This is a genomic window from Cellulomonas sp. Leaf395, from assembly GCF_001424125.1.
Classification (GTDB): domain Bacteria; phylum Actinomycetota; class Actinomycetes; order Actinomycetales; family Cellulomonadaceae; genus Cellulomonas.
Genome location: NZ_LMQI01000005.1, coordinates 228,401 through 249,126 on the forward strand (window position 1 = coordinate 228,401; position 20,726 = coordinate 249,126).

Below are 20,726 nucleotides of genomic sequence, written 5' to 3' on the forward strand. Positions count from 1 at the left end.
ACTAAGGGTCCAGAGTTGCTGTTCATGGAGATGTGGTTGTGGTTGGGGATATCGCTCGTCCCGCTCGCGGGACTCGTGGTCGCGCTGCGGCGCACGCTCCAGAAGGACGGGCTGGGGCACAGGCCCCCGCCGGCTTCGCGCTACGACTGGTTCGAGCAGCACGATCAGCACGGTCAGCTCACGTGAGCGCCGACGACGAGCGCACGTATGCTCGCGCGGTGCCGTCCTGGATGCGACCCGGTGCACGCCCCGTGCGCCGGGCCGTGCAGCTGCTGATCGGCCTCGTCCTGTATGCGGCGTCGATCGCGATGCTCGTGGACGCCGGCCTGGGCAGCATGCCGTGGGACGTCCTCACCCAGGGCATCGTGCGACGCACGGGTCTGTCCTTCGGCGTCGTCACCCTGCTGACCGGGCTGGTGGTCCTGGCGTGCTGGATCCCGCTGCGTCAGCGCCCGGGCGTCGGCACGGTCGCGAACATCGTCGTGATCAGCGCGCTCGTGGACCCGTTCCTCGCACTGCTCGATGGACTGCCGGACGCGATGGGTATCCGCATCACGCTGGCCACCAGCGGCATCGTGCTCAACGGTCTCGCGACGGGCCTGTACGTCGGTGCGCGGCTCGGGCCCGGTCCGCGTGACGGGCTCATGACCGGGCTCGTGCGCCGGACCGGCCGCTCCGTACGACTGGTCCGCACCAGCATCGAGGTGGGGGTGGTGTCGGTCGGCTGGCTGCTCGGCGGCACCGTGGGGTTCGCGACGCTCGCCTACGCGCTCGCGATCGGCCCGCTCGTGCACCTGTTCCTGCCGCGCCTGACGGTGCAGACCGCGGTGCCCGAAACCGTCGAACACGTCGAAGCTGTCGCAGTGTGAGGGAGGCCCGGCCCCGTCACCGGGGCCGGGCCGACGCTCAGCGCGCAGGCGGTGCGTTCTTCGCGGTCTCGCCCGGGTCCGACACGACGGAGTCGCCCAGGATCGAGTCGATCCGTGCGAGCAGCTCCGCCGGGATCGTGACACCGGACGCCTTGACGTTCTCCGTGACCTGCTCGGGCCGCGAGGCGCCGATGATCGCCGCGGCGACGTTCTGGTTCTGCAGCACCCACGCCACGGCCAGCTGGGCCAGGGACAGCCCGAGCTCGTCGGCGACCGGCGTGAGGTCCTGCACGCGCTGCAGCACGTCCGGCTGGTCGAGGAAGCGGCCGATGAAGCGGGCGCCGCCCTTCTCGTCGGTCGCGCGCGACCCCTCCGGAGGTGCCTGGCCCGGCTTGTACTTGCCGGTCAGCACACCCTGTGCCACCGGGGACCAGACGATCTGCGAGAGCCCGAGCTCTTCCGAGGTGGGGACGACCTCGCCCTCGATGACCCGCCAGAGAGCCGAGTACTGGGGCTGGTTGGAGATCAGCTGGACGCCGAGCTCCTGCGCGAGGGCGTGCCCGGCGCGGATCTGGTCCGCGGTCCACTCGCTCACGCCGATGTACAGCGCCTTGCCCGAGCGCACGACGTCCGCGAACGCCTGCATCGTCTCCTCGAGCGGGGTCGACAGGTCGTAGCGGTGCGCCTGGTACAGGTCGACGTAGTCTGTCTGGAGGCGCTGCAGCGAGCCGTCGATCGACTCGAGGATGTGCTTGCGCGAGAGGCCCGAGTCGTTGGCGCCCCCGGGGCCGGTGGGCCAGTAGACCTTGGTGAAGATCTCGAGCGACTGGCGTCGCTCGCCCTTGAGGGCCTCGCCGAGGACGGTCTCGGCCTTGGTGTTGGCGTAGACGTCCGCGGTGTCGAAGCTCGTGATGCCCGCGTCGAGCGCGGCCCGCACACAGGCCTTCGCGGTGTCGTTCTCCACCTGCGAGCCGTGCGTGAGCCAGTTGCCGTAGGTGATCTCGGTGATCTTGAGGCCGGAGCGGCCCAGGTAGCGGTAGGAAACCATGCCCGCCACCCTACGGCGGCGTCAGACGGGCCGCTGCCCGTGCTTGACCTGGGCCTTCGGCATGCGCGACGGACGGATCTGGAACGCCCGCAGGACCGCGTACATGGCAGCACCGCGCGGGATCTGGTCGATCCCGAACTTGGCGACGAGGCGCTTCTTCAGTCCCCGCCACATCAGCCAGACGTCGATCACCGCCGCGATGATGTAGACGTACAGCGCCAGGATGGCGAAGACGGCGAAGCCCGTCTTGGCCAGGGCGAACTGGATGACGAGGAAGACGGCGGCCATCGGCAGGAAGAACTCGCCCAGGTTCCAGCGGGCGTCGACCGAGTCGCGGATGAATCGACGCACAGGCCCGCGGTCTTTGGCCGGCATGTTGCGCTCGTCGCCGGTCTGCATCGCCCGGTACTCGATGTCGCGCTGCGCCTTGGCCTGCTCGCGGCTGGCCTTCTTGGTGGTCGGCGCCACGAGGGGGCGCTTGTTCGCGGCCTCGGAGACCTTCCGCTTCGGCGTCGGACGGCCCTTGCCAGGGTCCGTCGGCGACGGGGTGCTCTCCGTCAGGGCGGGAGTCACGGGCTGGGGGTCGTTGCTGCGTCCGAACACCCCGCCAGGGTAGTCGAGTAGCGTGCTCGTCCGTGACCGACGCCGCCCCCACCCCGTCCCACCTCCCCGGCGACCGCACGGACGCGCTGCGTGCGCGGACCGCGGCCGCGTTCGGCGCGCTGCGCGCGGACCTGGAGGCCCTCGTGCGCATCCCGAGCGTCTCCAACGCCGAGTTCGACCAGGAGCGCGTGGCGGCGAGCGCGGACGCCGTCGTGGCGCTCCTGCGCGGCGCGGGTCTCGACGACGTCCAGGTCCTGTCGGTGCCGTCGGGTGCTCCCGCGGTCGTGGGCCGCCGCCCGGCGCCGGAGGGTGCGCCGACGGTGCTCCTGTACGCGCACCACGACGTGCAGCCGCCCGGGGACGATGCCGACTGGGACAGCCCGCCGTTCGAGCCGACCGAACGCGACGGCCGCCTCTACGGGCGCGGTGCCGCGGACGACAAGGCCGGGGTGATCGCGCACGTGGGTGCACTGCGCGTCCTCGGCGACGAGCTGGGCGTGGGCGTCACGGTCTTCGTCGAGGGCGAGGAGGAGATCGGCTCGCCGACGTTCACCCAGTTCCTGCACACCTACCGGGACCTGCTTCGTGCGGACGTCATCGTCGTCGCGGACTCCTCCAACTGGGCGATCGGGGTCCCCGGCCTGACCACGTCGCTGCGTGGGCTGGTGGACTGCGTGGTGGAGGTGGCCGTGCTGGAGCACGCCGTGCACTCGGGCATGTTCGGCGGGCCGGTCCTCGACGCGCCGACCTTGCTGGCGCGCCTGATCACCACGCTCCATGACGACGAGGGCAACGTCGCGGTCGACGGTCTCTCGCACGCGCCGGACCCGACGGTCGACTACGACGAGGCGGCGTTCCGCGCCGACGCGAGCGTGCTCGACGGGGTCCGCCTCGCCGGCACCGGGCCGATCACGGCACGGCTGTGGACGCGCCCGGCGATCGGCGTCATCGGGTTCGACGCCCCCCGCGTGGCGAGCGCGTCGAACACGATCACCCCGCGGGCGTCGGCCAAGCTCTCGGTCCGTCTCGCACCGGGTCAGGACCCGGACGCCGCGATGGACGCACTGCGGGCGCACCTCGTCGGGAACGCGCCCTTCGGTGCGCGCGTCACCGTGACGGACGGCGAGAAGGGCAAGCCGTTCCAGGCGCCGACGGACTCACCGGCGATGCAGGCGGCGCGGTGGGCGTTCACGCAGTCGTGGGGGACCGAGCCGGTGGACATCGGTGTCGGCGGGTCGATCCCGTTCATCGCCGACCTGCTGGAGGTCTTCCCCGACGCCGCGATCCTGGTCACAGGTGTGGAGGACCCCGACAGCCGCGCGCACGGCGCGAACGAGTCGGTGCACCTGGGGGAGCTGGAGAAGGTCGTGCTCGCCGAGGCGCTGCTGCTGCAGCGGCTGGCGTCCGGCCGGTAGCTCGTGCTGGCCCGCTGACGCAGGGCGTCAGGCCGCCGGCTGTCCCCGGTGCGCCACGCCGACGGCCTCGGCCCACGCCCGGACCTCGGCAGGGAGATCCGGCGAGGGGCCGTCGTGCGTGCCCAGCAGGCCGACGACGTCCGGCGCCGGCACGCGACCACCGTCGCGGGCCAAGAACCGACCAGCGACCACACCGCGAGCGACGTGCTCGTCGCCGCGGGTGAAGACCTGCTCCAGGTACGCGCAGCGCGCGTCCCAGCCGAGCAGGCGGGTGGTGATCTCGAACCGCTGGCCCAGGGTCAGCGAGCGTCGGTAGGAGACGGTCGACGAGGCGACGACCGGGTACCAGCCGCGCTCGTTCAGCAGCGGGAACGCTCCGAGGTCGGCGAGGTAGTTGCTCCGCGCGACGTCCATCATCTGCAGGTACACGCCGTTGTTCACGTGACGGTAGAAGTCGAGGTCGCCGATGCGCACCCGCATCCGCGTGACCGACGGCTCGAGCACACCCCGGCCGGCGACTGCACGGCGTGGACGGGTCGTGGCCAGCGCGAGCTGGATCATCCGGGTCATGCCGCGAGGTTACTCGCGAGTACGTTCGACCGGAACGGGCACGAATGCTCGACCACCGGGAACGGCTCGTAGAAGTGGTGCAGCAGCTCGCGCCACCGCGTGTACTGCGGCGACGCACGGAACCCGGCCTCGTGGGCCCCGACCGAGTCCCACCCGATCAGCAGCAAGTACGTCCCCGGTCGTTCGACACCACGCGAGACGTGGATCCCGCGGAAGCCGGGGATGCCCGACACGAGCGGCACAGCCTCGGCCATCGCCGCCTCGAACGCGGCCTCCTCACCTGCCCGAACCGGCAGATGGGCCTGCTCGAGCACCGGGGCGTCGAGCAGCCCGGTCATACGGGCGGCTCGGGGTCGTACTGGATGCCGCGGCGCACGGCGCGAGCAGCGTCGACCGACTCCAGCCGAGCCACCAGGTGCAGGGCCATGTCGATCCCCGCGGAGACGCCCGCCGACGTGACGATGTCGCCGTCGTCGACGAACCGGGCCTCGGTGTCGGCCAGGACGCTCGGGTCGATCACGGCGAGCTCGTCGAAGGCTTGCCAGTGGGTGGTCGCGGGGCGCCCGGACAGCAGCCCGGCAGCTGCGTAGACGAGCGCGCCCGTGCAGACGCTGGTCATCAGCGGCGTCGTCGCCCGCATCCCGCGCACCCACTCGAGGTGCGCCGGGTCGCGCAGGAGCGCGCGGGTGCCGAAGCCTCCTGGGTAGACCAGGACGTGCAACGGCGCCACCTGGTCCACGCTCAGGTCGGGGACGAGGCGCAGGCCCTTGGCGCAGCGGATCCCGCTGCCGTCGAGCGAGAACGTCACCACCTCCGGCCGCAGCTCCGAGTGCTCGGCCCAGGAGGCGAGCACCTCGTACGGCCCGACGACGTCGAGCTCCTCGGCGTCGTCGAACACGAAGACGCCCACCCGCAGATGGTGTCCGGTCGACATCGTCAGTAGCCCGGAAGCGCGAGCATCTGGTCGAGGGCGACCCGGGCCCAGTGGGCGTCGTCGGCGTCCACCACGATCCGGTTGACCGGGCGGCCCGCCACCAGGGACTCCATCGCCCACACCAGATGCGGAAGGTCGATGCGGTTCATGGTCGAGCAGAAGCAGACGGTCGAGTCGAGGTAATGGATGTTCTTGTCCGGGTGCGCGGCCGCGAGCCGGCGGACCAGGTTGAGCTCGGTGCCGACGGCCCAGGAGCTCCCCGGAGCGGCGGCGTCGAGCGCCTTGACGATGTACTCCGTCGAGCCCACGAGGTCGGCCGCGAGGACCACCTCGTGCTGGCACTCCGGGTGCACGATGACGGTCACGTCAGGGACGGCTGCGCGGATGTCGGTGACGTTCCGGACGGAGAACCGTCCGTGCACCGAGCAGTGGCCGCGCCACAGGATCATGCGCGCGTCGCGCAGCTGCTCCGTGGTCAGGCCGCCACCGGGCTTGCGAGGATCGAACACCACGCAGTCCTCGAGCGAGAGGCCCAGCTGCTGGACGGCGGTGTTGCGTCCGAGGTGCTGGTCCGGCATGAAGAGGACCTTGCCGGTGCCGCCGAGGCCGCCCACCTTGTCGAACGCCCACCGCAGCGCGACGTGCGCGTTGGACGACGTGCAGATGGTGCCGCCGTGCCGGCCGGTGAACGCCTTGATCGACGCCGCGGAGTTCATGTACGTCACGGGCACGGTCGACTCCGCGATGCCGGCGTCGACCAGCACGTCCCACGCGTCCTCGACCTGGTCGATCGCCGCCATGTCCGCCATGGAGCAGCCCGCTGCGAGGTCCGGCAGGATCACCTGCTGGTGGTCCGAGGTGAGGATGTCGGCGGACTCGGCCATGAAGTGCACCCCGCAGAACAGGATGAACTCGGCCTCGGGCCGCGCGGCCGCCTCACGCGCGAGCTTGAACGAGTCGCCCGTGACGTCGGCGAACTCGATGACCTCGTCGCGCTGGTAGTGGTGGCCCAGCACGAACGCACGGGAACCGAGGGCGGCGCGCGCGGCTCGGGCGCGCTCGACGAGGTCCGGGTCGCTCGGTGCCGGGAGGCCGCCGACGCACTCGACGCCGCGCTCGGAAGCCAGGTCGACACCGCGCCCCAGCAGCAGGAGGGCCGACGGAGCCGGCTCGGAGAAGGTGCTCGTGCTCACGCGGCGATCCTCCCACACAGGCGACTCACGCTCCCGTCCAGGACCGTGCCACGATGCGGCCGTGCGCGTGCTCATCGCCCCCGACAGCTTCGGCTCCAGCCTGACGGCCGCCGAGGCTGCCGAGGCGATCGCCGGTGCCTGGCGGACGACCGCCCCGCACGACGAGGTCACCAGCTGCCCGCTGTCCGACGGCGGCCCTGGCTTCGTCCCCACGCTGCAGTCGGCGCTCGGTGGTGAGCTCGTCCCGGTCACCGTCACGTCGCCCGTCGGCGAGCCTGTCCCCGCGGTGGTCCTGCTCGTGGGGACGACCGCCTACCTCGAGTCGGCGCACGCCGTCGGACTCCCGCTGGTCCCGGACGCGCTGCGGGATCCCACCCGCACCTCGAGCCGGGGAGTGGGGGAGCTGCTCGCCGCTGCCCTTGACGCGGGGGCGCGACGCGTCGTCGTCGGGCTCGGAGGCTCCGCCACCAACGACGCCGGCGCCGGTGCACTGGTGGGACTGGCTCGTGCCCTCGGGTTCCCGGGTCCGGCGGAGATCCTCGGTGCCGGCGGCGGGCGGCTCGGTGACGTGACCGCCGACGACCTCGCCGGGCTGCGGGAGCTGCGTGACCGGCTGCGGGGCGTCGAGCTCGTGGTCGCCACCGACGTCGACGTCCCGTTGCTCGGGCTGCACGGTGCGAGCGCCGGGTTCGCGGCCCAGAAGGGGGCGACGCCCGAGCAGGCGCAGGAGCTGGAGCGTGCGCTGGGCCACTTCGCGCACGCGGCGACGGCCGCCCTCGGGGATGCCGTCCGCCCGGACCTTCTCGCCGGCGCCCGTCCGTCGTCGACCGCGTCCCGGCTCACGGCCGCACCCGGCGCAGGCGCGGCCGGCGGTCTGGGTTTCGGGCTGGCGCTGCTCGGTGCCCGGCTGGTGCCCGGCTCGGTCTTCGTGGCGGACGCGGTGGGCCTGGGCGACCTGATCGCGGACCATGACGTCGTCGTCACCGGCGAGGGCAGGTTCGACTGGCAGTCGCTGCACGGAAAGGTCGTGTCCGAGGTGGCGTCGCGCGCGCTCGCCCACGCGGTCCCGACCGTCGTCGTCGCCGGGGAGGTGCTCGTGGGTCGTCGCGAGCTGTCTGCCGCGGGGATCACGGCCGCCTACGCGGTCGGGGAGACCCCCGACCAGGTGGCCGCCGCGCTCGCCGCTCCCGCGCGCACCCTCGCGGCGCGCGCCGCTCGCGTGGCGAGAACCTGGTCACGTTGAGCGGAGGTCGGCCGCAGGAGTCGTACCCTGGACGGGAACAACCTCGGGTCAGGTGCTGTTGCCCAGTTTGACGCACCAGATCTGCTGTCCAGCGAGCACCCAGGAGAGACTATGAGCGAGACCACCGCGACGCAGAACGCGACCGAGACGCACGGCGTGCTCCTCACGGACTTCGCCGCCTCGAAGGTCCGCAGCCTCCTCGAGCAGGAGGGCCGCGACGACCTCCGTCTGCGGGTCGCCGTCCAGCCCGGTGGCTGCTCCGGCCTCATCTACCAGCTGTACTTCGACGAGCGGGTCCTCGACGGTGACGTCGTCAAGGACTACGACGGTGTCGAGGTCGTCGTGGACCGCATGAGCGTGCCCTACCTCGACGGAGCGACGATCGACTTCGCCGACTCGATCGAGAAGCAGGGATTCACCATCGACAACCCGAACGCCGGCAGCGCGTGCGCGTGCGGCGGCTCGTTCAGCTGATCTGACGCTCGGCACAGGCCCGGTCTCCCTCGAGGGAACCGGGCCTGTGTCATGCGTGCGTCCGCACGGTGAGCGAGTGCACGCCGTCCTGCTCGGTCGCACTGACCATCTCGTGGCCCCGCATGCGGGCCCAGGCCGGCACATCGTGCACGGCCGCCGGGTCGGTGGCCAGCACGGTCAGCTCCGTGCCGGGCGGCGCGTCGGCAGCAGCCCGCGCGAGGCGGATCACCGGTGCGGGGCAGCGCAGCCCGCGCGCGTCGACCGTCGTCACAGCCCGCCGACCCCCCAGGCCTGCCTGACTCCGGCGACGATGCCGGGCAGCTCCGCCAGGAACCGCTCGACGTCCTCCGCCGTCGTGCCCCGCGGGAGCGCGAGACGGATGTTGCCGTGCGTCAGCGCGCCCATGGCGGCCAGCACGTGGCTCGGCTCCAGCGCGCTCGACGTGCAGGCCGACCCCGAGCCCACCGCGAAGCCGCGCTCGTCGAGCGCCGCCAGGAGTGCCTCGCCCTCGACGTACAGGCACGAGAACGTCACGACGTGGGGGAGCCGGTCGACGGCATGGCCGACCACGTCGACGTCGGGGACATCCGCGGCGACGCGCGTGCGCACGGTGTCGACGAGCCGACGGCGAGCGGCGTCGTCGGCGGACCGCGTCGAGATCGCCACCTGGAGCGCGACCGCGGCCGACAGTGCCGCGGGCACGCTCACCCCGCCCGGGAACCACCGGTCCTCGTCCTCCGGCCAGTCGGGGGAGCGCCGGACACCGGAACGCGACACGAGCACACCGAGCCCGCCCGGACCGCCCCAGTCGCCCGCGTCCGCCGCGAGCAGGTCCCACGCGTCGCCGACGTCCATGTGGCCGAGGCTGGCGCCGGCGTCCACCAGCAGCGGGACTCCCGCCGTTCGCGCTGCGTCGTGCACGGCCCCGACCGGTTGCAGGGTGCCCACCTCACCGTTCGCGTGCTGGAGCGCGGCGAGCGCCACGCCCGGACGGGTGAGGGCGGCCGAGAACTCCTGCGCGTCGACCCGACCGTGCCGGTCGACCGGGACGGTGGTGCGGTCACCGGTGAAGTCCGCCGCGTTGAGCACCGCCGCGCGCTCGACCGCGCTGACGACGACGCCCGACCCGGTCCGGCGACGCCCTCGGGCGACGGACCGGACGGCGGCGTGCAGCGCGGCGGTGTGCGACGGGGCCAGGTCGACCTCCGGTGTGCGGGCGCCGACCGACGCGGCGATCGCCTCGCGCGCACCGTCGAGCAGCATCCGCGCGCGGCGACCCTCGGCATGCAGCCGCCGAGGGTCTGCCCAGCCCTGGTCGAGGGCCTCCAGGAACGCGGTGCGCGCCTCCGGCAGCAGAGGCGCCCGTCCACCGGCGTCCAGGATCGCGCGACGAGTAGTGGCGTGCGTCACAGGGCCGGCTGTCGCGCTGTCCGCGCCGCCATGGTCGGTCGGGCTGCTCACGGGGGCACCGTAACCCCGGAGAGCCGTCACCAGGCGCGGGGCGACGGGCCCAGGATCGTCGGCACGGTCAGGTCCGGTGGAGGAAGTGAGATGTGATGGTGCTGACACCGTGTCGTCAACGGGTGTCGTCAGCACGAAAGGATCTGGTCGGCGCGCTAGGCTGCACGGGTCGAGGACGAAGGTCCCGGACGGTGCCCTTCTGCAATGCAGGGGTGTCGACGGGACGCGAGTGAGAGGTCCCCCGTTGCATCCGGACACCCCCCGTCGCACGCGGCGACCAGCCGCGTTGCTGGCCGGTCTGCTTGGCGTCGCCGCCGTCGCACTCAGCGGTTGTTCCGCCGAGGTGCAGCGCGGCTTCCTGCCCGGCAGCTCCGACGCCGAGATCACCGACCAGACAGGTCGCATCACCAACCTGTGGGTCGGCTCGTGGATCGCCGCCCTCATCGTCGGCCTCATCACCTGGGGCCTGATCCTGTGGTGCGTCGCGGTCTACCGGAAGCGCAAGGGTGACGACACCCTCCCCGTGCAGCTCCGGTACCACGTGCCGCTCGAGGTCATGTACGTGATCCTGCCGATCATCATGATCGGGGTGCTCTTCTACTACACGAACCGCGACACCACCGCGATCACGGACACCTCCGCCGAGGCCGACGTCCACATCCAGGTGATCGGCAAGCAGTGGAGCTGGGACTTCAACTACCTCGACGACGACGCCTACGACAGCGGACAGCACGCGCAGGATGTCGGTTCCGCCGGCACCGGGGTGCTCGAGGACCAGGTCACCCTGTACCTGCCGGTGGACGAGCGGATCGAGTTCACGCTCGACTCCCGCGACGTCATCCACTCCTTCTGGGTCCCCGCGTTCCTCTTCAAGATGGACATGATCCCGGGCAAGACGAACACGTTCCAGGTGACGCCGACCGAAGAGGGCGAGTACCTGGGCAAGTGCGCCGAGCTCTGCGGCGAGTACCACTCGTCGATGCTGTTCAACGTGCACGTCGTGTCTCGTGAGGAGTACGACGCACACATCGAGGAGCTCAAGGACAAGGGTCAGGAAGGCTCGCTCGGTCTCGAGTACAGCCGTCAGCAGGTCCTGGACGAAGCTCCGAAGGAAGGCGAGAACTGATGGCCGCCGTCGCGGAGCACATCCCGGGGCTGGCGCCCTCGCGTCAGACCCTCGGTCGCACGGTGATCAAGTGGATCACCTCGACCGACCACAAGACGATCGGGTACCTGTACCTCATCACGTCGTTCGTCTGGTTCGCCATCGGTGGCATCCTCGCGCTGCTGATCCGCGCCGAGCTCTTCGCCCCCGGCATGGACCTCTTCCAGTCGCGCGAGCAGTACAACCAGGCGTTCACCATGCACGGCACGATCATGCTGCTGCTGTTCGCCACCCCACTGTTCGCGGGCTTCGCCAACGTGATCATGCCGCTGCAGATCGGCGCGCCCGACGTCGCGTTCCCGCGGCTGAACATGCTCGCGTACTGGATGTTCTTCTTCGGCGGCATCATCGCCGGCGCCGGCTTCTTCACGCCGCAGGGCGCCGCGTCGTTCGGCTGGTTCGCGTACGCGCCCCTGTCGAACACCGTGTACTCGCCAGGGCTCGGCGGTGACTTGTGGGTCTTCGGGCTCGCGCTCGCCGGCTTCGGCACCATCCTCGGTGCCGTCAACTTCATCACCACGATCGTCACCATGCGCGCGCCCGGCATGACGATGTTCCGGATGCCGATCTTCACCTGGAACACCCTGGTGACGTCGCTCCTGGTGCTCATGGCGTTCCCGCCGCTCGCCTCGGCGCTGTTCGCGCTCGGCGCGGACCGCCGCCTCGGTGCCCAGGTGTTCAACCCCGAGAACGGGGGAGCCATCCTGTGGCAGCACCTGTTCTGGTTCTTCGGGCACCCCGAGGTCTACATCATCGCCCTGCCGTTCTTCGGCATCATCACGGAGATCCTGCCGGTCTTCAGCCGCAAGCCGATCTTCGGCTACAAGGGTCTGATCTACGCGACGATCGCGATCGCGGCCCTGTCCGTGACCGTGTGGGCGCACCACATGTACGTCACCGGCTCCGTGCTCCTGCCGTTCTTCGCGTTCATGACCATGCTCATCGCGGTCCCGACCGGTGTGAAGTTCTTCAACTGGATCGGCACGATGTGGCGCGGCAAGCTCACGTTCGAGACACCGATGCTGTGGACGATCGGCTTCCTGGTCACGTTCCTCTTCGGTGGCCTGACCGGCATCATCCTGTCCAGCCCGGCACTCGACTTCCCGCTCTCGGACTCCTACTTCGTGGTCGCGCACTTCCACTACGTGGTCTTCGGCACCGTCGTGTTCGCGATGTTCGCCGGCTTCTACTTCTGGTGGCCCAAGATGACGGGCCGGATGCTCGACGAGAAGCTGGGCAAGATCCACTTCTGGATGCTGTTCATCGGCTTCCACACCACGTTCCTCATCCAGCACTGGCTGGGCGTCAAGGGCATGCCGCGGCGCTACGCGGACTACTCGCCCGATGACGGCTTCACATGGATGAACCAGCTGTCCACCGTCGGCGCAGTCATCCTCGCCGCCTCGACGCTGCCGTTCCTCTGGAACGTCTACACGACCTGGCGCAACGCGCCGCTCGTCACGGTCGACGACCCGTGGGGCTATGGCGCGTCGCTCGAGTGGGCCACCAGCTGCCCGCCGCCGCGGCACAACTTCACCTCGCTGCCGCGGATCCGGTCCGAGCGCCCGGCGTTCGACCTGCACCACCCCGAGGTCGCCGCCATGGACCACGTCGAGCCCAATCCCGGACCACTGGACTGGGAGGCGGACCGCCGCGGTGAGGGCCAGGTCGCCGCCGACCGTGTCGTGAACGACAAGGGTGAGCCGGAGCAGTCGTCCGCGACGATCGTCGACGAGCGCCCGGGCACGGACGAGGAGGGCACCCGATGAAGCTCGAGACCAAGCTCTTCCTCTACGGAGTGCTGTTCTTCGTCCCCGTCGGCCTCATCTATGCAGCCTGGAGCGATGGCGAGGCCGTCGGTACCGTCGCGATCCCGCTGGTCGGCGGACTCGTCGGGATGATCGGCGCCTACTTCGCACTGCTCTCCCGCCGGATCGACGACCGCCCCGAGGACGACCCGCTGGGGGAGATCGAACAGGGCGCGGGCGACCAGGGTGTGTTCAGCCCGTGGAGCTGGTGGCCGCTGGTGCTCGGCCTCTCCGCCGCGATCACGTTCGCCGGGCTCGCGATCGGGTGGTGGCTCTCCTACATCGGCATCGCGCTCGGCGTCATCGGCCTGGTCGGCTGGGTGTTCGAGTTCTCCCGCGGCCAGCACGCACACTGATCCACACGCTCGAGGAACCCCTGCCGACAGGTGGGGGTTTTCTCGTGCGCACTGCGCTAACGTCACCGATATGAGGCCTTTGCGCGGAATTGTCGCTTGCACTTTCGCGCTCTTCGTCGTCGCCGGAGGTGTACTCACCGGGTGCGCGAGCAGCTCCGGCTCGGGAGCTGAGCTCTCCCCGACCGACGTCGCCGGCACGTGGACGGAGCCGGACTCGAAGCCGCCGGTCTACCTGGAGCTCGCCGAGGACGGAGGCCTCACCGGGAGCGATGGCTGCAACCAGCTCACGGGGACATGGGAGGTCGACGGCACCAAGGTCGACTTCAGTGAGCTGGCGGCGACCATGATGGCGTGCGCGGACGTGGACACCTGGCTGGTGGGCGCCGAGTCGGCGACCATCGACGGTGCTGAGATGACCGTCCTGGGTGAGGGCGACAAGGAGATCGGCATCTTGGAGATCTCTGAGTGAGCCGGTCCCGGTCCGGGCTGACCGCGCCGAACGTCTTCCACGCTCGCGAGTGGGAATGAGTCGACGGCTCCGCGCGGAGCGCCTCTGTCCGCCCGGTACGGGACCGAGCTCGTGACCACCTCCTGACACGACTGAGGGCCGCCTCCGCGAGCGGGGGCGGCCCTCAGCCGTGAGAGGGGATCAGACGGGGACGATGAGCCCGGCGGTCTGCGTCCGTGCACGGTCGAAGCGCGAGGCCGCGTCGGCCCAGTTCACGATGTTCCACCACGCCTTGACGTAGTCGGCCTTGACGTTCACGTAGTCGAGGTAGAACGCGTGCTCCCACATGTCGAGGACGACGACGGGGACCAGGCCGAGGGCGATGTTGCTCTGCTGGTCGTACAGCTGCACGATCACGAGCTTCTGGCCGATCGAGTCCCACGCGAGGATCGACCAGCCGGAACCCTGGATGCCGAGGGCGTTGGCGGCGAAGTGCTTCTGGAACGCCTCGAACGAGCCGAAGAACTCGTCGATCGCCGCACCCAGCTCACCGGTCGGCTTGTCGCCACCGTCGGGGGACAGGTTCTGCCAGAAGACGGAGTGGTTGACGTGGCCGCCGAGGTTGAACGCGAGGTTCTTCTCGTGCAGGTTCACGGCAGCGAAGTCGTCGGCCGCACGGGCGGCCGCGAGCTTCTCGAGCGCAGTGTTCGCGCCCGTCACGTACGCGGCGTGGTGCTTGTCATGGTGCAGCTCCATGATCCGGCCAGAGATGTGCGGCTCGAGCGCCGCGTAGTCGTAAGGCAGATCCGGAAGCGAGTAGTCAGCCATGCGTGAGTACACCTCTCCTGCGTCGGTGTGGGACCACGTGTCGCGGTCCGCTCTGTACAAAGGAACGGGCGGCTCGCCGTCACGGCGAGCCGCCCGACTCCACGGTCAACTCTTGCTCAGGATCAGCGATTCCGCCCGTCGGCGGTCGTCTCGTCCTGTGGATCAACCAGGTGCTGCCCGCCGCCCACGGCACCGGTCAGCTCGGCCGGCGCGTGCTCGGTGGTGGGCTCGATCGCGTCGTGCTCGCCGTGCGAGTGCGACGCGGCCAGCTCGGCGGGCGTGACGGGCTCGACGCGGTCCTCGTAGAACGTCTGCGAGATGCGCTGGCGCAACCGGTCCAACCCATAGCCCTTGCGGCGGACGCCGCGGGAGTCCTCCGCCGGCTCGATCTCGAGCGGGCGGATCGCTTCGTGCTGCACCCGCAGCCAGCGCTCGTGCGCGTCCAGGGGCTTGTGCACCTCGATGTACTCACCGTTGGCGAACCGCACGATGCGGCCCGTCTCGTGGCCGTGCAGGACCAGCTCGCGGTCCTTGCGCTGCAGACCGAGGCAGATGCGCTTGGTCACCCAGAACGCGAACCACGGGCCGAAGAAGATCAGGACACGGAACGCCCACGTGATGTCGTTGAGCGACATGTGGAAGTGCGTGGCGATCAGGTCGTTGGACCCGGCGAGGATCAGGATGAAGAACGCGGTCAGGAGAGAGACACCGAACGCCGTCCGGAACGGGCGGTTGCGGGGGCGGTCGAGGACGTGGTGCTCACGCTTGTCACCGGTCACGAAGGCCTCGATGAACGGGTACGCCGCCAGCAGCGTGAACAGGATGCCCGGCACGACCATCGCCGGGATGAGCACGTTGAGCGACAACGTGTAGTGCCCGATGACGACCTCGGTGAACCCTGGCATCAGGCGCAGCGATCCCTCGAGGAAGAGCATGTACCAGTCCGGTTGAGCACCCGCCGAGATCGGTGAGGGGTCGTACGGACCGTAGTTCCAGACCGGGTTGATCGACATCGTCGCCGCCATGAGCGCGATGACACCGAAGACCGTGAAGAAGTAACCGCCGGCCTTCGCCACGTAGATCGGGAACAGCGGGTAGCCGACGACGATCTTGTCCGACCGACCAGATCCCGGGTACTGCGTGTGCTTGTGCAGCACGACGAAGAACAGGTGCAGCCCGATGAGCGCCAGGATGATGCCCGGCACCAGCAGGATGTGCACCGTGAACAGGCGAGGGATGAGGTCCTGGCCCGGGAACTCGCCGCCGAAGATGAAGTACGACGTGTAGCTGCCGATGATCGGGATGGCCCGCACGACACCGTCGGTGATGCGCAGACCGTTGCCCGACAGGACGTCGTCCGGGAGCGAGTAGCCCGAGAAGCCGGCGGCCAGGCCGAGGATGAGCAGCGTGAAGCCGACCACCCAGTTGACCTCGCGCGGCTTGCGGAACGCACCGGTGAAGAACACGCGCATCATGTGGGTGACGATCGCGGCCATGAAGATCAGGGCGGCCCAGTGGTGGATCTGCCGCATCAGCAGGCCGCCGCGCACCTCGAACGACAGCCGCAGCGTCGAGGCGAACGCCTCGGACATCTCGACACCGTTCATGGCGGCCCAGGGGCCCTCGTAGTGCACCTCGGTCATGCTCGGCACGAAGAAGATCGTGAGGAAGACGCCCGAGATCAGGATCGTGATGAAGCTGAACAGGGCGATCTCACCGAGCAGGAACGACCAGTGGTCCGGGAAGATCTTGCGCGCGAACGTCTTGACGAACGTCCCGACGCCGGTGCGCTGGTCCAGGTAGTCCGCTGTGCCCGCGGCGAGCTTCTCGACGGGGGTCGGGGTGGCTGTGGTCGTCATCGGGCCAGACGCTCCCAGTAGCTCGGGCCGACAGGCTCCGTGAAGTCGCTCTGAGCGATCAGGTAGCCCTCGTCATCGACAGTGATCGGCAGCTGCGGCAGGGGCCGCTTAGCCGGTCCGAACACGACCTTCGCTCCGTCCGCCACGTCGAACGTCGACTGGTGGCACGGGCACAGGAGGTGGTGAGTCTGCTGCTCGTACAGCGCGACCGGACAACCCACGTGGGTGCAGATCTTCGAGTATGCGACGATCCCGTCGTAGGACCAACCCTTGCGGTCCTCGGCCTCCGTGAGGTCGGCCGGGTCGAGGCGGACCAGCAGGACGACGGCCTTGGCCTTCTCGTCAAGGGGGTGCTCCGCCTCGTGGAGGTCCTCCGGGATGACGTGGAACACGGAGCCGATGGTGACGTCGGCGGCCTTGATCGGCCGGCCGGACGGGTCGGTGGCGAGCTTGGTGCCCTTCTTCCACATCGTGTGCCGGAACTTCGAGACGTTCCAGTCGTCGCCGATGTTGCCGACGAAGGGCACGATGATCGCGAGCGGGAAGAGTGCGAGGGCCGAGATCATCGCACCCTGGAGCACGCCGCGCCGGCCGATGGCCGAGTCCGCTGCGCCCTCCTTGAGGACGTTGACCGCGGCTTCGCGGTTCTCGTCCGAGCTGCGCTGGACGTGACGGTCCTCGGACTTCTCGTGGTCGTTCATGAGCGCCTTGGCCCAGTGGACGGCGGCGAAGCCGATGCCCAGGAGGCTGAGCGCGAGCCCGAGACCCAGCGCGAGGTTCGAGCGGAGCATCGACTCCGGGGTGTCGCCCGGCGGGAGCGCGAAGTACGCGACCAGGAAGCCGAGCGTGGCGATGACCGAGATCCCGAACAGCGCGACGACCTGCAGCTCGGCCTTCTTGTTCGCCTTCGGGTCGTTGTCGCCGAGGCGGGCGTGGTGATCCGGGTGGCCCGGGTCCTGGAACCTGTCGGGCAGCGCGCCCGGCTCGTGCGTGACGATCTCGTTGCTGGCCCCGTGGCCCGCGTCGTGGTTGGTCACGAGGACTTCGCTCCGATCCAGACGGCTGCGCCGATGAGCAGGCCCATGCCGACGACCCAGGCCCACAGGCCCTCGCTCACCGGACCGAGGGCACCCAGGTCGAGACCGCCGGGCGACGTGCCGCCCTGCTCGTCGATGAACGCGATGATGTCGCGCTTCTCCTCGGGCGTGATGTTCGCGTCGTTGAACACGGGCATCGACTGCGGGCCGGTCAGCATGGCCTCGTACAGGTGGGTGGGTGTGGTCTCCCACAGGTTGGGGGCGAACTTGCCCTGGGACAACGCACCGCCGGCGCCGATGGCGTTGTGGCACATCGCGCAGTTGGTGCGGAAGACCAGCATGCCGTTCGCCACGTCGCCGAGGGCGGGGTCGACCTGCTCAGCGGTGGGGATGGCGGGTCCGGCGCCCAGCGACGCGACGAACGCGGCGAGCTGGTTGATCTGCTCCTGGTCGAACTGGACCGGCTTGACCTGCGCCTGCGGTCCGCTCATTTGCATGGGCATACGACCGGTACCGACCTGGAAGTCGACAGCGGCGGCGCCCACACCGATGAGGGACGGGCCGCTCGCCGTGCCGGACGCGGCCGGTCCGTGGCAGGAGGCGCAGTTGGCCTGGAACAGCTTCTCGCCGGTCGCGATGTCGTTGGTGCTCGCCTGGACAGGCGTCGCGTCGGCCGACGTCGGTGCCAGCACCGCGTACAGGCCACCGGTGAGCAGCAGCGCCAGCAGGAGCAGCACGATCGGCGCACGCCGATCCTGCCTGCGGGCTGCGAGTGCCTTCACGGATCGATCCTCGTCTCGCACGTGGGGGATAGGGACTACGAGGCGTGGGCGGGGCGCCCGCCGCCTCTACTTCAAGAGGTAGATGACGGCGAAGAGCGCGATCCACACGACGTCGACGAAGTGCCAGTAGTACGACGTCACGATCGCGGTGGTGGCCTCGTGGTGGCCGAAGCGCTTGGCGGTGAACGAGCGGCCGAGCAGGAACAGGAAGGCGAGCAGACCGCCGACGACGTGCAGGCCGTGGAATCCGGTCGTCAGGTAGAACACCGAGCCGTAGGGGCTCGACGCGATGGTCAGGCCCTCCTGGACGAGTGCGGCGTACTCGTAGATCTGACCGCCGATGAAGAAGGCGCCCATGAGGTAGGTGAGCGCCATCCACTCGTTCATGCCCCAGCGGTTCACCTGGACCAGGGAGCCGGTGCGCACGGGCTGGAACCGTTCGGCGGCCCACACACCCATCTGGCACGTCACGGAGGACAGCACCAGCACCGTCGTGTTGATCGCGGCGAAGGTGATGTTGAGCTTGGGCGTGTTCTCCGCCCATGCCTCAGGAGCCGCGCCACGCAGCGTGAAGTACATGGCGAAGAGGCCGGCGAAGAACATGAGTTCGCTGGCCAGCCAGACGATCGTCCCTACCGACACGGGGTTCGGTCGGTTGACACTCACGTGGGGGCTCGTGCGCGGGGCAGCCGTTGCGGTCGACACGTTGGACATTATGGCTGATGACACCGCCTCGTGGGACGTCGGACGCTCAGCGTGGCCACAGGTAAATGTCACACCGTCACGATCTTCGGCCTCGCGCGCGAGGAGTCGCCCGGAGATCACGCGGATCTGCACCGTCCGCGGGGGTGTCGGACGCGGGCGCGTCCCGTCCGTCGCGTCCTCGCGTCCGGCGCGTCGGAGCCCCCGTGTTATGCGTCTGGGTGGCCCGTCCGCGGTCATGCCGACGCTGGTCGGACGAGCCGTGCCAGAATCCCCATCGGACGCACGTCGACGACGAGTGAGGACCTTCCATGAGCACGGCGCAGCCCGAGAACGCAGGAGCCGCCACCACCGCTGGCCCGCGGATCCTTCTGTACAGCGACGACGTCGACGCCCGCGCCCAGGTGCGGCTCGCGGTCGGCCGTCGGCTCCGGCGCGGTGCTCCCGATATCGAGTGGGTGGAGGTGGCCACAGCCGCCGCCGTCATCGCGCAGGCCGAGTCCGGCGCGCTCGATCTGCTGATCCTCGACGGTGAGGCCGACAAGGTCGGTGGCCTCGGGCTCGCGCGTCAGCTCAAGGACGAGATCTTCCGGTGCCCGCCGACCCTGGTCCTGACCGGACGCCCCCAGGATGCCTGGCTCGCGTCCTGGTCGAACGCCGACGCCGTCGTCAGCCGTCCCCTCGACCCGGTCGAGCTGCACGGTGCCGTCGCGGCGCTCGTCGAGCCGTCGGCCGTCCCCCGATGACGGACGCCTCCACCGCACCGGCTGCGCCCACCTGGCCCGACCTGTTCGCCAGGCTCGCGGCACGGCAGGACCTCTCGACGGACCAGACGGTCTGGGCGATGTCCGAGATCATGAGCGGTGCGGCCTCGACGCCGAAGATCGCGGCGTTCCTCCTCGGGCTGAAGACCAAGGGCGAGTCCGTCGGTGAGCTCACCGCGCTGGCCGACACGATGCTCGCGCACGCCGTGCGCATCGAGGTGCCCGGCAGGACCCTCGACATCGTCGGTACCGGCGGCGACCGGTCGCACACGGTCAACATCTCGACGATGTCCGCCCTCGTCATCGCCGGCGCGGGGATCACGGTCGTCAAGCACGGCAACCGCGCCGCGTCGTCGTCGTCCGGCGCGGCCGACGTGCTCGAAGCTCTCGGCATCCGGCTCGATCACCCGCCCGCCCGCGTCGCCGAGCTCGCCACCGAGGTGGGCATCACCTTCTGCTTCGCGCAGATGTTCCACCCCTCGTTCCGGCACACCGCCGCGGCGCGCACGGAGCTGGGGATCGGGACGGCGTTCAACTTCCTCGGTCCGCTCACCAACCCCGCCCAGCCGCGGTCCGCCGCGGTCGGCGTCGCCGAGGCCCGGATGGCGCCCCTGCTCGCCGGCGTCCTCGCAGGACGAGGCGCCCGCGCGCTCGTGTTCCGTGGCGAGGACGGGCTCGACGAGATCGCCCCGACCGGACCGACCCGGATCTGGGAGGTACGGGACGGAAGCGTCACGGAGTCGGTGATCGACTGGCAGACGGACCTCGGAGTCGCGCGGATCACCCTCGAGTCGCTGCGGGGGGCGAAGGCGGACTACAACGCCGACGTCGCACGGCGGCTGCTCGACGGCCAGACCGGTCCCGTGCGCGAGACCGTCGTGCTCAACACAGCGGCGGCGCTGGTGGCCGACGGCACTCTGCCCGGCACTGCCGACGGCACCCTGGTCGAACGCCTGGCGGCGGGCAGCGAGCACGCGCGCGCGGCCCTGGACAGCGGCGCGGCCGCGGATGCGCTCGCACGGTGGAGAGCGGCCAGCGCGAGCTGAGGGCGCGCCGACAGGTGCGCTCAGTGCGGGCGCGTCACCAGCAGTCCCTGTGCTGTCGTCGGACTGGCCAAGCGCTTCCCTGCGGCCGAGTGGCGCTTCGCGCCGGTTCGCGTGGTCGTCT

24 protein-coding genes are annotated in these 20,726 nt (G+C 70.1%); 11 read left to right on the plus strand and 13 right to left on the minus strand.

Going from position 1 to position 20,726, the window contains the following annotated elements:
- Positions 1–24 precede the first annotated feature (24 nt).
- Both ASG23_RS20020 and yczE read left to right on the plus strand, forming a co-directional pair.
- Positions 25–186 carry a hypothetical protein gene (locus tag ASG23_RS20020; RefSeq protein WP_157465710.1) on the plus strand — a complete coding sequence of 54 codons (162 nt, stop codon included), beginning with the start codon at positions 25–27 and terminating at the stop codon, positions 184–186.
- A 44-nt stretch (positions 187–230) separates the two neighbouring features.
- Positions 231–869 (plus strand): membrane protein YczE, encoded by a 639-nt coding sequence (gene yczE / locus ASG23_RS15690; RefSeq protein WP_056028400.1) that lies wholly within the window; start codon positions 231–233, stop codon positions 867–869.
- Between the two features lie 37 nt (positions 870–906).
- Here the strand turns inward: yczE and ASG23_RS15695 are convergent, their stop codons facing one another.
- Both ASG23_RS15695 and ASG23_RS15700 read right to left on the minus strand, forming a co-directional pair.
- Positions 907–1,917, minus strand: coding sequence for an aldo/keto reductase family protein (locus ASG23_RS15695; protein WP_056026933.1), 1,011 nt, complete (start codon positions 1,915–1,917; stop codon positions 907–909).
- A 21-nt stretch (positions 1,918–1,938) separates the two neighbouring features.
- Positions 1,939–2,520, minus strand: coding sequence for a DUF3043 domain-containing protein (locus tag ASG23_RS15700; RefSeq protein WP_056026936.1), 582 nt, complete (start codon positions 2,518–2,520; stop codon positions 1,939–1,941).
- Positions 2,521–2,552: 32 nt separating this feature from the next.
- Here ASG23_RS15700 and ASG23_RS15705 point away from each other — a divergent pair, with 32 nt between their 5' ends.
- Positions 2,553–3,935, plus strand: a complete 1,383-nt coding sequence (locus ASG23_RS15705) for a dipeptidase (RefSeq protein ID WP_056026938.1) — start codon at positions 2,553–2,555, stop codon at positions 3,933–3,935.
- Positions 3,936–3,962: 27 nt separating this feature from the next.
- On the opposite strand, the gene ASG23_RS15710 is transcribed toward ASG23_RS15705, so the two are convergent.
- Genes ASG23_RS15710 through nadA form a run of 4 tightly spaced genes read right to left on the minus strand, consistent with a single transcriptional unit; the run spans position 3,963 to position 6,632 of the window.
- Positions 3,963–4,505 (minus strand): acyl-CoA thioesterase, encoded by a 543-nt coding sequence (locus ASG23_RS15710; RefSeq protein ID WP_056026941.1) that lies wholly within the window; start codon positions 4,503–4,505, stop codon positions 3,963–3,965.
- A complete protein-coding gene (locus tag ASG23_RS15715; protein WP_056026944.1) occupies positions 4,502–4,843 on the minus strand; it encodes an antibiotic biosynthesis monooxygenase family protein in 342 nt (113 codons plus the stop codon). The genes ASG23_RS15710 and ASG23_RS15715 overlap by 4 nt, the downstream gene beginning before the upstream one ends.
- Complete coding sequence (locus tag ASG23_RS15720) at positions 4,840–5,439, minus strand: DJ-1/PfpI family protein (protein WP_056026947.1); 600 nt, start codon at positions 5,437–5,439, stop codon at positions 4,840–4,842. The genes ASG23_RS15715 and ASG23_RS15720 overlap by 4 nt, the downstream gene beginning before the upstream one ends.
- Positions 5,440–5,441: 2 nt before the next feature.
- Positions 5,442–6,632, minus strand: a complete 1,191-nt coding sequence (nadA, locus tag ASG23_RS15725; protein WP_056026950.1) for a quinolinate synthase NadA — start codon at positions 6,630–6,632, stop codon at positions 5,442–5,444.
- A gap of 61 nt (positions 6,633–6,693) precedes the next feature.
- Between nadA and ASG23_RS15730 the strand changes: the two genes are divergently transcribed.
- Together ASG23_RS15730 and erpA are read left to right on the plus strand one after the other, a co-directional pair.
- On the plus strand, positions 6,694–7,875 hold the full coding sequence (locus ASG23_RS15730) for a glycerate kinase family protein (RefSeq protein WP_056026953.1): 1,182 nt from the start codon (positions 6,694–6,696) through the stop codon (positions 7,873–7,875).
- A 111-nt stretch (positions 7,876–7,986) separates the two neighbouring features.
- Entirely contained in the window at positions 7,987–8,349 is a 363-nt protein-coding gene (gene erpA / locus ASG23_RS15735; RefSeq protein ID WP_056026956.1) for an iron-sulfur cluster insertion protein ErpA, read from the plus strand.
- A 49-nt stretch (positions 8,350–8,398) separates the two neighbouring features.
- Here the strand turns inward: erpA and ASG23_RS15740 are convergent, their stop codons facing one another.
- Positions 8,399–8,620, minus strand: coding sequence for a sulfurtransferase TusA family protein (locus ASG23_RS15740; RefSeq protein ID WP_235521156.1), 222 nt, complete (start codon positions 8,618–8,620; stop codon positions 8,399–8,401).
- Positions 8,617–9,810, minus strand: coding sequence for a cysteine desulfurase family protein (locus ASG23_RS15745; protein ID WP_327019477.1), 1,194 nt, complete (start codon positions 9,808–9,810; stop codon positions 8,617–8,619). The genes ASG23_RS15740 and ASG23_RS15745 overlap by 4 nt, the downstream gene beginning before the upstream one ends.
- A gap of 244 nt (positions 9,811–10,054) precedes the next feature.
- Between ASG23_RS15745 and ctaC the strand changes: the two genes are divergently transcribed.
- The 4 genes from ctaC (at position 10,055) to ASG23_RS15765 (ending at position 13,608) form a co-directional block, all read left to right on the plus strand.
- Positions 10,055–10,936 (plus strand): aa3-type cytochrome oxidase subunit II, encoded by an 882-nt coding sequence (ctaC, locus tag ASG23_RS15750; RefSeq protein ID WP_056026959.1) that lies wholly within the window; start codon positions 10,055–10,057, stop codon positions 10,934–10,936.
- On the plus strand, positions 10,936–12,744 hold the full coding sequence (ctaD, locus tag ASG23_RS15755) for an aa3-type cytochrome oxidase subunit I (RefSeq protein ID WP_056026964.1): 1,809 nt from the start codon (positions 10,936–10,938) through the stop codon (positions 12,742–12,744). The genes ctaC and ctaD overlap by 1 nt, the downstream gene beginning before the upstream one ends.
- Positions 12,741–13,139, plus strand: coding sequence for a cytochrome c oxidase subunit 4 (locus ASG23_RS15760; protein WP_056026966.1), 399 nt, complete (start codon positions 12,741–12,743; stop codon positions 13,137–13,139). Before ctaD ends, ASG23_RS15760 begins: the two co-directional genes overlap by 4 nt.
- A 70-nt stretch (positions 13,140–13,209) precedes the next feature.
- The gene (locus ASG23_RS15765) at positions 13,210–13,608 is read left to right on the plus strand and encodes an META domain-containing protein (protein WP_056026970.1); all 399 of its coding nucleotides are present in this window, start codon (positions 13,210–13,212) and stop codon (positions 13,606–13,608) included.
- 180 nt (positions 13,609–13,788) lie between these two features.
- Here ASG23_RS15765 and ASG23_RS15770 read toward each other — a convergent pair whose 3' ends face one another.
- From ASG23_RS15770 to ctaE, 5 genes are all read right to left on the minus strand, one after another.
- Positions 13,789–14,415, minus strand: a complete 627-nt coding sequence (locus tag ASG23_RS15770; RefSeq protein WP_056026973.1) for a superoxide dismutase — start codon at positions 14,413–14,415, stop codon at positions 13,789–13,791.
- A gap of 122 nt (positions 14,416–14,537) precedes the next feature.
- Complete coding sequence (gene qcrB / locus ASG23_RS15775; protein ID WP_056026976.1) at positions 14,538–16,274, minus strand: cytochrome bc1 complex cytochrome b subunit; 1,737 nt, start codon at positions 16,272–16,274, stop codon at positions 14,538–14,540.
- Positions 16,271–17,311, minus strand: a complete 1,041-nt coding sequence (qcrA, locus tag ASG23_RS15780; protein WP_056026979.1) for a cytochrome bc1 complex Rieske iron-sulfur subunit — start codon at positions 17,309–17,311, stop codon at positions 16,271–16,273. Before qcrA ends, qcrB begins: the two co-directional genes overlap by 4 nt.
- Entirely contained in the window at positions 17,308–18,093 is a 786-nt protein-coding gene (gene qcrC / locus ASG23_RS15785; RefSeq protein WP_056026982.1) for a cytochrome bc1 complex diheme cytochrome c subunit, read from the minus strand. The genes qcrA and qcrC overlap by 4 nt, the downstream gene beginning before the upstream one ends.
- Before the next feature lie 66 nt (positions 18,094–18,159).
- The gene (gene ctaE / locus ASG23_RS15790) at positions 18,160–18,807 is read right to left on the minus strand and encodes an aa3-type cytochrome oxidase subunit III (protein WP_082516279.1); all 648 of its coding nucleotides are present in this window, start codon (positions 18,805–18,807) and stop codon (positions 18,160–18,162) included.
- A 299-nt stretch (positions 18,808–19,106) separates the two neighbouring features.
- Between ctaE and ASG23_RS15795 the strand changes: the two genes are divergently transcribed.
- Positions 19,107–19,541 (plus strand): response regulator transcription factor, encoded by a 435-nt coding sequence (locus ASG23_RS15795; RefSeq protein WP_056026985.1) that lies wholly within the window; start codon positions 19,107–19,109, stop codon positions 19,539–19,541.
- Entirely contained in the window at positions 19,538–20,605 is a 1,068-nt protein-coding gene (gene trpD, locus ASG23_RS15800; RefSeq protein ID WP_056026987.1) for an anthranilate phosphoribosyltransferase, read from the plus strand. Before ASG23_RS15795 ends, trpD begins: the two co-directional genes overlap by 4 nt.
- Positions 20,606–20,726 lie beyond the last annotated feature (121 nt).